The 15,481-nt window shown below is 36.4% G+C and carries 9 protein-coding genes; 4 read left to right on the forward strand and 5 right to left on the reverse strand.

What is annotated here, in order from left to right:
- Window positions 1-156 precede the first annotated feature (156 nt).
- On the forward strand, window positions 157-2,472 hold the full coding sequence (locus CG11_RS23770) for a T9SS type A sorting domain-containing protein (RefSeq protein WP_052599354.1): 2,316 nt from the start codon (window positions 157-159) through the stop codon (window positions 2,470-2,472).
- 501 nt (window positions 2,473-2,973) lie between these two features.
- Complete coding sequence (locus tag CG11_RS23775) at window positions 2,974-4,569, forward strand: hypothetical protein (protein ID WP_052599355.1); 1,596 nt, start codon at window positions 2,974-2,976, stop codon at window positions 4,567-4,569.
- On the opposite strand, the gene CG11_RS23780 is transcribed toward CG11_RS23775, so the two are convergent.
- The 3 genes from CG11_RS23780 to CG11_RS23790 all read right to left on the reverse strand — a co-directional run bounded on the left by CG11_RS23780 (window position 4,563) and on the right by CG11_RS23790 (window position 8,401).
- A complete protein-coding gene (locus tag CG11_RS23780; RefSeq protein ID WP_052599356.1) occupies window positions 4,563-5,039 on the reverse strand; it encodes a lipocalin family protein in 477 nt (158 codons plus the stop codon). The genes CG11_RS23775 and CG11_RS23780 overlap by 7 nt on opposite strands.
- A 318-nt stretch (window positions 5,040-5,357) precedes the next feature.
- Window positions 5,358-6,389 (reverse strand): RNA ligase family protein, encoded by a 1,032-nt coding sequence (locus CG11_RS23785; protein WP_052599357.1) that lies wholly within the window; start codon window positions 6,387-6,389, stop codon window positions 5,358-5,360.
- A gap of 308 nt (window positions 6,390-6,697) precedes the next feature.
- Window positions 6,698-8,401, reverse strand: a complete 1,704-nt coding sequence (locus CG11_RS23790; protein ID WP_052599358.1) for a helix-turn-helix domain-containing protein — start codon at window positions 8,399-8,401, stop codon at window positions 6,698-6,700.
- A 410-nt stretch (window positions 8,402-8,811) separates the two neighbouring features.
- Between CG11_RS23790 and CG11_RS23795 the strand changes: the two genes are divergently transcribed.
- Together CG11_RS23795 and CG11_RS23800 are read left to right on the forward strand one after the other, a co-directional pair.
- The gene (locus tag CG11_RS23795) at window positions 8,812-9,492 is read left to right on the forward strand and encodes a hypothetical protein (RefSeq protein ID WP_156039876.1); all 681 of its coding nucleotides are present in this window, start codon (window positions 8,812-8,814) and stop codon (window positions 9,490-9,492) included.
- Between the two features lie 113 nt (window positions 9,493-9,605).
- Window positions 9,606-10,295 (forward strand): hypothetical protein, encoded by a 690-nt coding sequence (locus CG11_RS23800; protein WP_052599360.1) that lies wholly within the window; start codon window positions 9,606-9,608, stop codon window positions 10,293-10,295.
- Between the two features lie 6 nt (window positions 10,296-10,301).
- Here CG11_RS23800 and CG11_RS23805 read toward each other — a convergent pair whose 3' ends face one another.
- Both CG11_RS23805 and CG11_RS23810 read right to left on the reverse strand, forming a co-directional pair.
- Window positions 10,302-11,465 carry an acyltransferase family protein gene (locus CG11_RS23805; RefSeq protein WP_052599361.1) on the reverse strand — a complete coding sequence of 388 codons (1,164 nt, stop codon included), beginning with the start codon at window positions 11,463-11,465 and terminating at the stop codon, window positions 10,302-10,304.
- Window positions 11,466-11,734: 269 nt separating this feature from the next.
- Window positions 11,735-15,478 (reverse strand): caspase family protein, encoded by a 3,744-nt coding sequence (locus CG11_RS23810; protein WP_052599362.1) that lies wholly within the window; start codon window positions 15,476-15,478, stop codon window positions 11,735-11,737.
- Window positions 15,479-15,481: the final 3 nt, after the last annotated feature.

Genomic DNA, 15,481 nt, shown 5'->3' on the forward strand with positions numbered 1-15,481 from the left:
ATAGGAGCAAATGGTGTTTTGTTGTTGGCTAGAGTCCTTTTTTTATCAACTTCCTGTTTTGTGTTTTGGCAAATAAAAGACATTCTTTTGTTAATAAAATCTTATTTTTGTTTTGTCCCCACTTTATTTTCGAAATTTTTACCAACAAAGTGTATTATGAGCAGAACTTTTATTTTTATTCTGATAGGTTGTTTATTAGCGATTCAAACTAAGGCACAAATGACCAATGAGGGACACCCTCATAGTTGGAGTTTAAAAAAATCTAGACCAGCAATTGATTACTATTTAATGCCAAAATTTGATTTAGAAAAACAAAAAAAAGTAGATGCATTAAATGATGCTACAGGTATGAAGCCTTGGCAATTTGGATATGAGCATACGGTCAATTATGGTCTTAATAATAGTGGGACATGGACTACCTTGAAAAACGGGGATCGAATTTGGCAAATCGAGTTTGAGTCAAGAGGAGCTTTAACAATGAACTTGGTATTTGATGATTATCAATTACCGGCAGGAGCAACGGTTTATTTATATAATCCGAAAACAAAAGAGGTACAAGGCGCTTATACTAGCCAAAACAACAATGCCGATAGAATGCTAGGAACTACGTTGGTTAAAGGTGATAATATTGTAGTAGAATACTACGAACCGAAAGCTGTCAAAGGAACTGGTGCGTTGAATATAAGTATGGTTGTGCATGGGTATCGTTCGCTTAAAGGTTATCCGATGGAAAAGGCAATTAAAGGTCTTAATGACGGAGGGGCATGTAATATAGATGTTGCTTGTCCATTGGGTTTGGGATGGCAAGATCAGATCAATTCAGTTGCCATTATTATTGTAGGAGGAAGTGGCAACTGTACAGGTGCTTTAATTAACAATACTTCTAATGATGGAACACCTTATTTTTTGACGGCTAATCACTGTGGTACCTCAGGTTTAGGAGCATGGGTTTTTCGCTTTAATTGGGATAGTCCTGTACCTGTTTGTGCTCAAAATGGCAATAGTCAAGACCCTGGAGGACCATACAATGAGGTGAATGGTGCCGTTTTACGAGCAAACAATAGTGGTTCTGATTTTGCATTAATGGAATTAAATAGCGCCCCAACAGGAAATATCTACTATGCAGGTTGGGACAGAAGTACAACGCCTGCTACAGAAGTAACAGGAATTCACCATCCTCGTGGTGATGTAAAGAAAATTTGTCGAGAAGAAGACCCTGTTACTGCACTGAATTGGAGTGGTGCTGCCGTATGGGAAGTAGCAGACTGGGAACAGGGAGTGACAGAGCCAGGTTCTTCAGGGTCTCCTTTGTTTAATCAAAATCAATTGATTATTGGGCAGTTGTATGGTGGAGGTGCTGCTTGTAACGGAACGAATGACAATGGATTAGAGGATAATTATGGTCGTTTGGATGTTTCTTGGAATGGTGCTAGTGCTTCTGAGCGTTTGAAGGATTGGTTAGATCCAGGAAATACCAATGTATTGACACACTCAGGGTACAATCCTAATGGTCCAGGTATTGCTTTGGATGCTGGTGTGGCTCAAATTAGTGGTATAGAAGAGAACTATTGTAATGTTGATTCTTTTATTCCTGAAATTTCCATTCGAAACTATGGCAGCGATACGATTACCACTGTAGACATTATCTATGATGTAGACGGCGTAGCTTATCCTACTTATTCTTGGACAGGAACTCTGCTTCCTAATAGCATGGCAACGGTTGTTTTGCCAACGGTAACGGCAAGCGCTGGAGCACATATATTTAATGCCAAAACGATAACACCTAATGGTGCATTGGATTCTAATGTGGTTAACGATGCTCGTAGTGTGCCTTTCTTTATAACTTTGGGAGGTCAATCGGTAGCATATTCATTGGCTTTTGACTGTTTTGGGAGCGAAACAAGTTGGTCTATTAGCGATTCGGCAAGTGGGATCGTTTTGTATAGCGGCGGTCCTTATAGCAACAACTTTTCAAGTTTGGATACTTTCAAAGAGCAATTTTGCCTAGCAGATGGTTGTTATCGTTATACAATATATGATAATTATGGAGATGGCTTGGATGGTACCAGTAGTTTCTGTGGTCGTTCAGGAGATTATTGGATTGCGGATGCTGTTGGCAATGAACTTGTGAAAATGACTGCTCCCAATGGAAATTTTGGAGATAGCGCTGTCCACTATTTTTGCTTACCTCTTGTTATCAATGGTCAAACAAATGTGAATTCCCTAAACGAGTTGAATGTATATCCTAATCCAACAGAGGGAATGGTGTCTATTGATTTTGCCTTAAAAGAATCTCAAGATGTTCAATTAGAACTATATACAATAACAGGGCAGTTGCTAGAACAAATAAGCTTAGGGAATAGTATTGCGGAGCGACTTGAATTAGATTTGAAACAGTACAATGCAGGAATGTATTTTATAAAGTTGCGAGTTGGTGATCAAACCTATGCTAAGAAAATTATCAAACATTAGTAGGAGCATAGAATCTTATACTAGATAAATAAACATAAGTAATCGTTCATAAAAATTTATAGGCAAAATAGAATTCTTTTTGCACTGTTCTTCATCAAAAAATCTCGTTTTAGCCCGCTACCACGAAGTAGCACCGCAGGTAAAACTTCAATTCTTTTCTTTGAACAGCACTAAAAACAATTACATTTTTAACTATACTTTTTTCTGTCCACTTACTTAATAAAAGAAAGAAAAAACACTCTATGGGCTTTGTCTATAGAGTGTTCTTTTTTGAGATTGGTGTTATAGTTTAAAAAATTATTAAATATAATTAGATGAATCTTGTTTTTGTTCTTTGAGAGTTGTTGATTGTCAATAGTTTTTGCTTTGGATATAGAGGCGATATTCTTTACATATAATTTACATATATAGACCCATTAAAAAAGGCTTGATGTGGCTAAACAAAAGACGTAATTTTGTAATAGTTCTAATCCTCATTTATCTTTCTACAACTATCTAGTCATGCAACAATTTACACACTTCATTGCTATTTGTATATTTCTTTTGCCCTCGTTTCTTTATGCCAATAGTAAAGGACCGTCCATCAAAGAAGCGTTAGAAATTACTGTAGAACAACAAATTTTATCGCAGAAGATTGCCAAAATCTATTTGACTTTATGTTACGATATTAGAAACCCAAAGCTGTACAAAGACAGAGCAGCGACAGTTGCCAAATATGAAGAACAATTGTATCAGTTGAGTTTATTTATACCAAACGAGCGGGTAAAAGAACACATCCAAGCGGTTCGTGTTGTCTGGAAAGAGTTCAAAAGTATTGCTGATTGGTCCATCAAAAAGTCCTCGATTACGGCGTTGTTGAACAAAGCTAAGGAATTGCTAAAAGCCTCTAAAATGCTTCATTCTGCTTATCAAGAATATGAATATACAATTCAAGACGACAATAACTGGATTACTATTAATCAATACATCAATCAGGTGCAACATCAAAAGATTTTGATGCAGCAAATTTTAACGTATTATATGGCAAATGGTCATACCGATGAAACATTAGATTGCGCTACAGAATTAGCAACTTTTCAAAAATCATTTGTGCGTATTTTATACATTCTCGAAAAAGCAACGACTACTTCGGCTTCTATTCAAGAAACATTGCAGTTAATTAGAACCCAATGGCTTTCTATTATAAAGCAGTTTTCGGTTAAAGAAAATGATGTAGAAGCTTTGCATCGAATCTTAGAACAAGGAACAGCTATTGAAGAGAATATCCAAAAAGTAATGGATAGTTATGGTGTGCTTAGTGCCAATCTTTCTTTGAGTCATATGATTCATCAAGGGGCAAAACAATGCGTATTAGTACAGCAAATGTCCACTACTTATGTTACTAGTAATCACAAAGATATCAAGTACGTTTATCAGCAACAAATCTTAGATCAAACCAATGATTTTGAACACAACTTAGAAGGTATGCTGCTGGCAGCACCAACACTTGAAATTCAGGATGCTGTAGAGGTTGTTCAGACTATGTGGAAAAACTATAAGAACCTATTGGTCAATTTTGAGACAATGAATGAGGTGCAAACATTCAAAACTTTGGAACAAGGTTTGGTGGTGATGGCAGCCTGTGACCAAGCCAATGTAATGATCAAACGTCATGCTGAAACAGTTCCTGCTTACCAAAAGATTTTACCCCAAAACAACGGAAATTCTCCCATGTCAGAAGACATGATTTTTCAAATAGAACAGCTTAGTCACTTAAAAATAGAAAGTCAACGGAGCGCACTTTATTTTATGATGAAAGCATTAAATTGGGATATTGCATTGTCTATAAAGCGTTTAGAAGCTAGTCGAGTTCGGTTTAAAAAGTTGTTGGCAATTTTAGAGCAAAGTGTCGAGGAGCCTAGTAGACAAAAAGTTCTAGCTGAAATTAAGAAGCTTTGGGAAACATTGAATGATGTTTACGAAGAAGGGACTAAGGATAATTTTCTCAAAGTCGTTCAGCAGCAACAAGAATTGAATCAAAAACTAAATAAATTGAGCGATGCTTGTATTTATGAATTGAATCAATTATTTGCTCAAGATTTGCAGATTAATTATTGATGTTTTTCGCTTAATAACGATTGTTGAATCGTAACTAAGTTAGTTGATATGTTTAACTGTTTTAGTTGAGTATCAATAGCTTGTTCCTGTGCTAAAGACAGTTTTTTTTGTCTAGAAATAACATCATAACCGTTGGGAGTGAATAATGTTTTTTGAAAATATATAATTGCCCAACTTTGATCTGGTGCAAGGTGTAAAATTTCCCATTTACTAGTTAACATAGCCAGCAGCCCTTTGCCGCGCCACATGAATTTTCGATTATTGGCATCTAGTACTGTATCATAACCTTTAATGGACTTTGTCTTGCCATTTTGTTGATATTGTACAATATCTAATAATCTTTTTTGTCCCTTTTTTTCTTGGAGGGTATAATTGAATGTCGGGTTGGCTTTGTTTCCTTTTAGCCACATTGGGAAATTACTTTGATTGATATACCAACGACCTTCTAAATCTTGTAAGTTGATTTTCATATAGTTATGTTTGTTAAAATATACAGAAGTAAAGGGAGATGGAGTACACAATATTTGACTAATACCACAGAAGAACAGGAAATAAAAAAATGACAAAAAGACAAGGATTGGGTATTTCATAGTGCAATGCTTATTGGGCTTTTTCTTACAATTATTAATATCAATAGCTAGTGCTACTATCGTATAACAACTAGCAACAGCGAGATGTTTAATGGAGCGTATTGAAATATGACCACAATAGTGCCAGCAAACCACCTAAGCAGTGTCACTATATTTATAAACTAATAATGATTGAGCACGTATAATTAGATGCTATTATTAAGCTTCTAAAGCATAAATAAGTACTTTTATTTCTGCCAGCAAACGATTTTCTAACCATGTTTTTTCTTGGATGTCTAATAACTCCAAGATTCCATCATGTTCTAAATTAAAATCCTGCCAGACATCTTCAAGATAACTGGTTTTAATTTCTTTTAATCGTTCTTGATTGTCAAAGTCTAAATGTCCAATTTTAGAAAGCACATTATTCAGTCTATTTTTAGTAATGGAGTTTCTCAAATCTAATAATAAAAAGTTTAGCGCTTCGCTATTGGTTTTTTGAGTTGTGCTAAATGACCATTTTTGAGCTTGATGAAATTTTATATCTTCTGCGAAAGCTTCATTTTTGAGCTTCAAAGTAGGGCGAAAATAAGAAGCATCCAAAGGGTCAACAATATTTTGCAAAGGTTTTAAAACAACTCCTTCTGCTAGATTAGAATGTAGAGGGGGCAAGCCCAACAAGGTAGGTAAGTGGGAATCAAAGGCAATATCATAATCTAAACAAGTATTTAGAGGTCCTTGATGCAATATTGTAGCATAAAAAATGTTTGCCTCCTCAAAATAGGCAATGGCTTTTTCGTAATCCAAATAATAACGGTGTTCTTGGGTTTCAATGGCAATATCAAAAGCACAAAAATGAATATTAGGACTGTAGTAAACACCTGTTTGAATGGCGTGCAAATCAGCAATAGATTCAACTTCAGGGTGTGGATAGGCACCTCCAAAAAGTTCTCCATAGATCGCATAACTTTCGGCGGGAAACTCTAAGGCTAATAACTCAAATAAAGATAATATTTTTTCTTCTAAACGTTGAACCACTATTTGAAAACCAAAAAAGTCGTCTGTCCATGCTAACTTTGTTTTGCGTTTTGCAAACCCTAATGTTCGATCTTTGTAAGTCAAACAAAAGTTAGCGCCATGTACTTTTTCTGTCACGACCCAATCTACTTTATGTAAGAGTGCGTATTGTTGCTCATTCAGACGTAACTTTTTTAAGCTAGTCGGCATTTTTTCGTAGGCCTTAAAATCCATCGTATTCTATTTATAAGTGTACTTGAATAACAGCTAGAACACTTAAAAAAGTTCGATGAAATAAGTATTAATCCGCTTAAAAATTGCATTGGATTGATTGTTAATTTAATATAAAATAAATTTTTATATCTCGCTAACTAAGAGTAGCAACTTCATATGAAATGAAGGTTATGAAATAAATACCACGCAGTAGCAGCACAGCTAACTAAAAGCGCAACGCTCACGAAGTACCACGCAGTAGCAGCGCAGCTAATCACCAAGCTACAAACCTTAATAGGGAGGAGCACAAAACGGTTTGTTCATGAACATTACTGAATAAACAACAAAGCCAATTTAATTTGTGTGTAGCCAATCTCTTGGTTCATGGCTTCATACAGGGCTTTAGAACTCACCGAGCCATCTGGACGGACATCATCAGGCTTGTTGGCTGCCAATATTTGGTTGTAAGCAGCTTGTACTTTCTGCAAAATACCAGCAGGAGGTGCATAGGGAGACCAGTCAAAAGTAGGAAATAAGTCATGGAGTTTGGCGATATGACCTGTAATAGTACTTTCTGTCAATCCACGTTCGGCGGCAATTTGTTGAATGCTCCAGTTTTGATCAACCAGTTCTTTGGTAATCAGGTGGGTTGCTTTTTTCTTGTGTTTTTTCTCCTTTTTTTTCTTTTTATAACGCTCAATGTCTTCGGGATCGGTCAAGCCTCCACAATGTCTTAAAAAACCAAGGGCTCTTTTTTCTAGAGCTGTTGCATCAATTTTAGCTTCTATTTCAGATGATAACTCTTGGAAACGCTTATCTGCTTTAAAGGCTAAAGGATCAACTTGTAGTGCAATATCATTGAAGCCTGTTAATTGAAGTCCCGCTAGGTTTTTCAGACGAGAGAGGGCAACGTAGCCCTGTCCTTTCTCAAAGGTTCGGCTCAAATCAACTTTTGCATAATCCAAGGTCATACCTTGGCTTTTGTGAACAGTAATAGCCCATGCCAATCGAATAGGAATTTGTTGGTAAGAAGCAAGGGACTTTCCCATATCGTCCTCTATAGACCATTCGTTGGGTTCGGCAATTAATTGTTTTCCATCACTGAGCATAATGTGGGGAAATCCTTCTGGTGAATATCCCATCACTTTGCCCAATGTTCCATTAATATACCCATGTTCATAGTTATTTTTGACAAACATTACTTTAGCGCCTTCTTTGAGGTAAACTTGTTCTTCTGCTCGAACAGAGTTTTTGAGCAAGTCTAATAATTTTTTATTGCCTTTTGTTGTTGCTTCGAAGGTGGTAATTTTTCCATCTAAGGCTCTAAGATATTGATTGTTGGTTCTATTGACATCGTGGTTGTGACTATATAGCATGGGCGGTTCCCAGCCTTTGGGAAAGGTCGTATGGGCGGCTTCTTTTAATAACTGCAAAGAGTTTTGAGAAATTGTATTGTTGCGGATTTCGTTCAAAATCTGATTTAGTTGACCGCTTTCTTGTCTATGTTGCTCTGTAAGATAGCAAATGGCAAGTTTGGCTTCTAGCCAAGCTTTAGACATAAAGGCAAATTTTTCTCGATTATTTTCTGTTCCTAAGCCAACTGGAGGAAGTTGGAAAAAATCGCCTGAAAAAATTACTTGTATGCCACCAAAAGCATAGTCATTGCCCTTAAAAAATTTCAAAACTTGATTGACCATATCCAATTGTGTTTTGTGCAACATAGATATTTCGTCAATGATCAATACCTTGGCAGCTTCTAGTTTATCCCGAAGGTATTTCTTGGTTTTCATGAATTCCAAATCCTTTTGGCTCAAATGTGTACGCACGCCAATACCCGACCAAGCATGGATGGTCATTCCATTCATATGCGTAGCAGCAATCCCCGTAGAGGCTGTAACAGCAACAGGGACCCGACGTTCTTTCAGATATTGTATGTACTGGTTGAGTACATAGGTTTTTCCTGCTCCAGCAGAACCTGTTAAAAATACATTTTTTCCTGCTTTGAGAATACGTAGAGCAGTGGATTGTTTCATGAATTAGTTTTTAAGCCCAAAAAATTGTAAAAAACAAAGGTATAAGATGTTCACTTATATTGCAAGCGAATGACAACTTTGTTCTTATGGAGCATGGAAATCTTTACAAGGGGGAGAATAGAGTGGGCATTCTATTTCAAGAGGTTCCTAATTACAATAGTTCGTTGAAAAATCGTATTAGTTTGATTATCAGTAAGATGTATTTTTATTAACCTTTGCGCTAAAAGACTGATAATCAAACTAATGCAAGATGCTTTTTTACGTTTTTCGTAGGAAAACTAAAAAATCAACGGAGTATTAAATTAGATACCTATTTAGTTGAAAAAAGAATAATTAGCCGATAGACGGTAGGCTAAAGGTTGTTTTTCTTATGGAAAATGGCTATCTTAAAATGCAAAATGCTTGACGATATGATATTAAAACAAAGTATGAGAATTATTATTTTAAGTTTATTGTTGAGTTGGTATTGCCAAGAGAGTTTTGCAACTGCCCAAATTCCAGATCAATTAATTTACGAAGGCAAAACGTATTATTTGCACAACAATCCTTTGGAAGCTTATTTTAAAGAACATCCTAAAAAGCGCCCTGAAGGAGACGTTTTATCTACTGCTTTATGGCGAGGCTATATTGCTACTTTCGAAATTCAGAATCAAGTATTGGTATTAAAAGACATACAAATTCAAGTGTATCAACACCAAGAGGGAAAAGAGGAGTGGGCACCCAATGTTTCCTTAAAATCGGTTCTGAAACAAATATTCCCCAAAGACGAGGTATTTAAAATTGATTGGTGTACAGAGATACTGATCTTGCCCGATGGTAAAATAAAGGATTATGTGCATCATGGGTACGCTTCTATTTTTGAAAAATACCTCTTGTTAGAAATAAAGGAAGGAAAATTGATACAATCGAAAGCTTTTGATTCAGTAGGCTACCTAGCTTTTAGAAAAGAGCAATTACAACGATTTAAACAAACAGCAGCTTATCAGGAATATTTGGTAAAATGGAAGGAGAAATATGAATATACAGAAACAGAAATTGATGCCATACTAGAGAATAATATTTTCAACTATTTGAATGGTTTTTTGGAATGAGCAAGTTTATTTTAGTCTGTTTTGCAGTATGATTACTTACTATTTTAATAACACCAAAAATAGTTGTATCATCACGTTTGAGGTATATTCTAAAGAATTTCTACGTATAAAAAATGAAGGCAACATATCATATTACACAACACGTTGAGCAGTTTGAGCAATGGAGAAAGGAAAATCACACACAAGAACAATATGAAAAAGGGTTTACGGATGACCCTGCTTATCCATTTTGGGAGAATATCGAAAGTGATTTAAAGCAATTATTTGAGAGTGGCACACTCCAAAACTTATCTATAGAAGAACAGGAAGGGATAATGTATTTGATTGCTCGAAGTTGGGATGTTGGAAATATTATTAATTGGCTAACCATTAGTGCTGAAGAACCAATTTCTTATTTGGAGTGTACCGAATCTGATTTTTTGCAGATGTGTCAGTGGGCTTTAAAGACCAAAGAAGAAGATGTGAAATGTCAGTTTGTAAAAGTGCTGCCTTTTTTGAAGACGATTTCTAAAGACGTAATAAGAGCACTTTTATTAGATTTTTATAAGGATGGAGGAACGTATACCAAGCGCATGAGTTTATTTGCATTGCAAGAAACTAAATATCCCCATTTAGAAGAACTTGTGCTGACTTCTTGGGCAAGCGAGGAGGATGAGTTTTATACAATTGCTTGCATCAATATTTTGCATAGTTTAAAAAGCAAAGAGCTAAAAGTATATCTCAAAAAAGCCGAAGCGTACAAGGATTGGGAATTCTTGCAAGAAAATATACAGCGTATAAAAAAGGAGGCGAAGTTGAAGTAGTTGTATTTAAATCATTCGCCAAAAAGAATCATTAGCAGTACCTTTTTTAAACTCCAAGAAACGTTGGCAAATAACATACAAAATAACCAAACCGCTTAACCAACACAAATACATCACTTTAATATCACAGCCCATTCTAAAGGCAGCTCCAATAAAGGCATATAAGTATAAGTGTGTGATATAAAAGAACATAGCTGTTTGTCCAAATACTTTGACTGGATGGAGCCAAGCTTTTCCAGAAAGACGGGCAAAAATAGAGAGCAAAACCAAATTGATACCGCAAGTGATAAGAGCAAAAGTAAGACTAGGAGGGTATTTGACCAATGTGAAAAATGCAATCCAAGTATCGTTGTTGGCAATGGAAAAGTTGCCCCATTCTAGTAAGCGAAGTGCCACGAAAATTAAGATAAAAAACAAACCTGTAAAAGCTGAAATTGTATAGATTTGTTGCGGTTTCTTTTGTAATAATTGTGCCCAAAACATACCAAATGTTGTAATACCTAACCAAGGAATAATAGGATAAATCACCAAAGCACCAGGAGACATTCCAGGCACCAACAAAAAATGCTCAAAAAAACTAAAGGCAACATTTGGATTGGAGTTGCTAATATACCACCAAGACAATGCAAAACTACCCACAGTGATGCTTAATAATTGCCATGGTTTTAACTTCCATAAAAAGCCAGCAATCATCATACAACTCCCCAAACCATACAAAACAGATGTTGGAATAAAAAAATAATTCCCAGGAGCACCTGGCATTTGTACACTAGGAGCGCTTATTGTAGGATCTTGGATCTGCAAGGCCATGCTAATTCCCCACGCAGGAAATTCTAAAAAGAACATAAGCAGTAAAATTACTCCTCCTCGTTTTAAAAAATAGGTATAAATTTTTTGATTGGACCATTCCGATTGTAGCCGTTTTTGTGCAAACAGGTAAATACTCATGCCCATCAAAAAGAAGAAACCAGGAGCACATAAATGACTCAAAAAACGTGTTAGCCACCATCCCAAATCGGGATAGCCTCTAAATGGCACACCCCACAGTTCGCTAAAATGCCTTCTTCCAACCATTGCACTGGCATGATCCAATGCCATTAATAACATAATAAAACCACGTAATAAGTCTATGCTATCCGTTCGATAAGTGGTGTTTGTAGAAGTTGTCATAATGTGTTAGATTATTGTTGAGAAGAGTAGTTCAATAGTTCGTTGAAACCACGGAGTAGCAGCGAAGCTAAACTTTATTAGTTTAGCTGCGCTGCTACTCCGTGGTACTTCGTGAGTGCTGCGCAGTTGATAATTAACGAGTTGTTCATTTGTTGTGATTTGAGTTAAAGATTTGATTATCAAATTAATATAAATGTAATTTTTTGTCTTTTTGGTAAAGAGTAAAAAATCAACGACCACGAAGTAGCAGCGTAGCTAACTACTAATAGTTAATACCTAAAGATAAAAAAATCATTGCTTCTATTAATATGCCTTGTGGTAGGCACTTGCTGACCATCTGTCAATTGATGTACGTTAAAGGTGACATATTGTTGTAATTCTGAAATTTTTACCAAGCCATCTTGATCTAAGTCTGCTTTTTGAGACTGCAAGCCTTCTAATACAGAATAAGCAAAAGCACTGTTGTTCCATTCCTTAGATTCCAAAGCAAATTCCATCCCGCCAGCTGCCGAGATAATCGTTGTTCCAGTACCTTTGGTAACATTAGAAAATAAGGTTTGCATATAGGCAAATGAATTATTAAGCCCCATTTTAGGATGGAGGGTATAATCGCCACTTTTGGGATAAGCTTGAACTGCTTCGTGAGGCAATGTTGTTTGTGCTAACTGTTCAACTTCTGACTTGTCTATCTCACCAGAATGGCAAGCATCGATAAATAGTAAGCGTTTGCGAGCAGGAATTTGAGCCAATATACTTTCTAAGGTTTGATAGGCAAGCCCGCCATATTGAGGTTGCTCGAAATTGGTATCGTGCATAGCCAGATAATAATTGAGTTGATCGTCCAACAAGCCATGACAAGAAAAATATAAGATGATTTCATCGTCCACAGTTGTGTTTTGGAGGAGTTCTAATTGTTGAAGGACATATTTTAAAGTGGCTTTTTCATTGTTGATATAATGGGTATGAATTTGTTGGTAAAATGTTGTTTGATTGGAAAATGCGGTTGCAATGTCTTGTGCATCTTTGCTGGCAAAGGTTAAGTTTCTACTACTATCGGCATAGTTAGAAACTCCTACGGCAAAGACATACAACTCTACGGCTTGTTTAGTGGGTTGGTTATAAGCGACTACTTTTTTTCTTTTTAAACTTTCTGCTCCTTTTTTATTGGTTACAGATAAGGTGATTTCATTTAAGCCTTGCGAAAGTTGAAGTTGGATTTTTGCTGTTTGTTGATTTGGATTTCCGTTGGATAAATCTTTGCCCAATAAGCCATAAACAGGAACATCGTTGACATAGACATTCAAACGATTCAACGTTTCTTGTGTGTCTTCTAGAGCTACATCAAATTCAAGATAGCTTTTTTTGACTTCAAAAGGCAGCGGATCCATTATGGACAAGGACGGAACATGAAATTGATCATCTAGCATATCAGGAGTATAGCCCATTTTTTCCAAACGTTTGTTGTAGGCTTTTTGCAGCATACGATTTAAAATAGAACTCGCTAGTCCTAGAGAATCCATTAAAATATCAGGGCGATTGAATTTTAAGTCAAATTGCTCAAAGTTAAAGAGTTGTTGTTCTTTTTTGAAGGCTACCCAATCCAATGCCTTTTGAGTTGCCATATAATAGCCATCTTCGGTATATAAAATATAATCGTTTTGGTCAACCAAAATCATTTTTGCCAAAATAGACCAAGATTTAGTATCCCAAAAAATAATTTGCGCATCTTGACCAGCAGTAGCCATTATGGCTTTGTTCGGATGGAAACTAATGGCAGTAATCAAGCTAGAATGTCCTTCCAAGCGATGCAAGAGTTTTCCTGATGAAACTTCCCAGATTCGAACCTGATGATTGCCCCAACCGCCAACCAAATACTTTGAATTAGGGCTAAAAGCCAAGGCAGAAACATGAACAGGAGCACAGATTTTTTGAGATGTTTCAGAATCCATTTGCCAATGAAAACAATTGTCCACAACCAGCGGAATTTTGGTTTTTATCGTATGTTTGACAGCATCAACAATGTAAATACTAGCAACGGTCTCCGTTCGACTTTTGTATTCTTCTTTTGCGGCAATGGCAAAGAGTGTTGCTTGGGCATTAGTCGCAGTTGCGTTGCGCTCCCCAAAATCCCAAAACATAGCGCCTAGATCTAATTTCCCTGTTTTCTTACCTGTATTAACATCATAAAAATGCAAAGCATTGTTGGCAGTTACTTTTTCATAATTTTTGATTTTACCAACTTCTAACAAGGCAACCTCCTTGCCCGCATTCATAAAGTGAACATTGGGCTTGTGTTCCTCTTTTGGATTAGGCATTTTTAATTGTCCTATATAATGATTGTTGTTGATATTTTGCTGACTAATTTGGTACAAATTAAAATCCTCATCAATCGCTGCGGTATGATTTTGATTAATGACAACAGATTTATCTACATAATCAAATGTTTTTTCTGAAAGCCCTAAACTAAATAATGGTTGCGCTTTGCTTTTTTGACGAAGTGTCACGATGTCTTGATAACTATAATCATTAGTTTGAACAATACCTGCTCCATGAAACCAATAATAATTGATAAAACAGCTTTGTCGATTTGGTGAAAAAATCAACTGTTTGACCTCATCCGATGCCAGCGTTGTGGTGGGTAAATTGCCCACTTCTCTAAATTTCCATACATTGAGAAGAGAATGTTTGTTGGGTATATAAGAGGACTCATTTTCGACCATCCACAAACTTTTGCCTTTGGGATCAAAAGAAAGTGCATTGATCGTTTTTCCAAGAGAAGCATATTCTCTCAATACGAATCCTGTTGATAAATCTATTTGGCGTATGGTAATAATATCTGGCTCAAAGTCACCTTGAAATTGGGTAAAGTGGCTTCCACCTCTTGCCGAGTTATTGCCTGCAAATGCAACAAAGACACTATTCCCATCAGCACTACTTGTGATAGCGGTAATGTCGCCCAAATGTTGTATCCGTTCTGGAGAGGTATTGCCTCGAACATCTTTGGCAGACCACGTCTGTTGAATCAGAATTTCTCCAGGAGTACACACATAAATAGAATCATAATAACTATAAACAAACTGCCCATGAGGAGTCATACAATGGTTCATGACCACATTTTCTTGTTCCTTTAGTAATGTACCCATACTATCGACTAGCTCCCCTGTTTCTAAGCTGTATTTTCGCCAATAAACTTTGTTCCAATCTAATCCATTTTCAGGAATGGTATAAAAAAATGTATTATTTTTATCTGGAATGGCAGCATAAACCCGTCCACCTTTTATAGCGGGCAATGGAATGCGTTTTTGGGGCAGACCAGTACGAGCATCCAATAAAAAAACAACCTCTCCCGCTTCGGTGTTTTCATCTAGACCTTCTCCCCAGTCCAACCCCATGCTTAAGGTAGTTTGCTGGTTAGGGGTATGATAAACGCCATATTTAAACGATGTCCAATGTTCTTGGCGATGGGCTTTTGAGAAGGATTTGTTTAAGTTATAGTAGGGGGTAGATTGAGCTTGAAGACTTTGAAGGTTATAATAAATCAATTGTTGCCCATTAACCCCTTCACAGAAAACAACCGATTTCCCATCAGGAGAAAAAAAGCCTCCAGCCAAGTGTCGATCATCGCCATCTTGAAATGACTCTAATAAAATTTTATGATCCGAAACCCGCAAAAGTAAAAGCTGATCTACCACTTCTGAACGAACAAAACAAAGCAGATATTGATTGTCTTTGGAAAACTCTAGTTTTGAAATTCGGGCGTTTTCTCCTAACAAATTCCATTGTTTAGCACGAAAAGTATTGGACTCAATACCTGAGTCTAAATCCCTAAAGCGAATGGACATATCAGTTCCCCCAGTAGCTAATGTCTTACCATCAGAACTTATGGCAATGGTAACAATTGGTTCGTGATGTCCTTTTTGAAAGCGTAACTCTACTTTTTGGGCATGCGTGGGAGATGGGTTTAGCAAGAAGGAAATAACAAAAAGAACAAGGAATATAATGGAGTGTTTCATTTG

Source organism: Aureispira sp. CCB-QB1 (assembly GCF_000724545.1).
GTDB lineage: Bacteria > Bacteroidota > Bacteroidia > Chitinophagales > Saprospiraceae > Aureispira.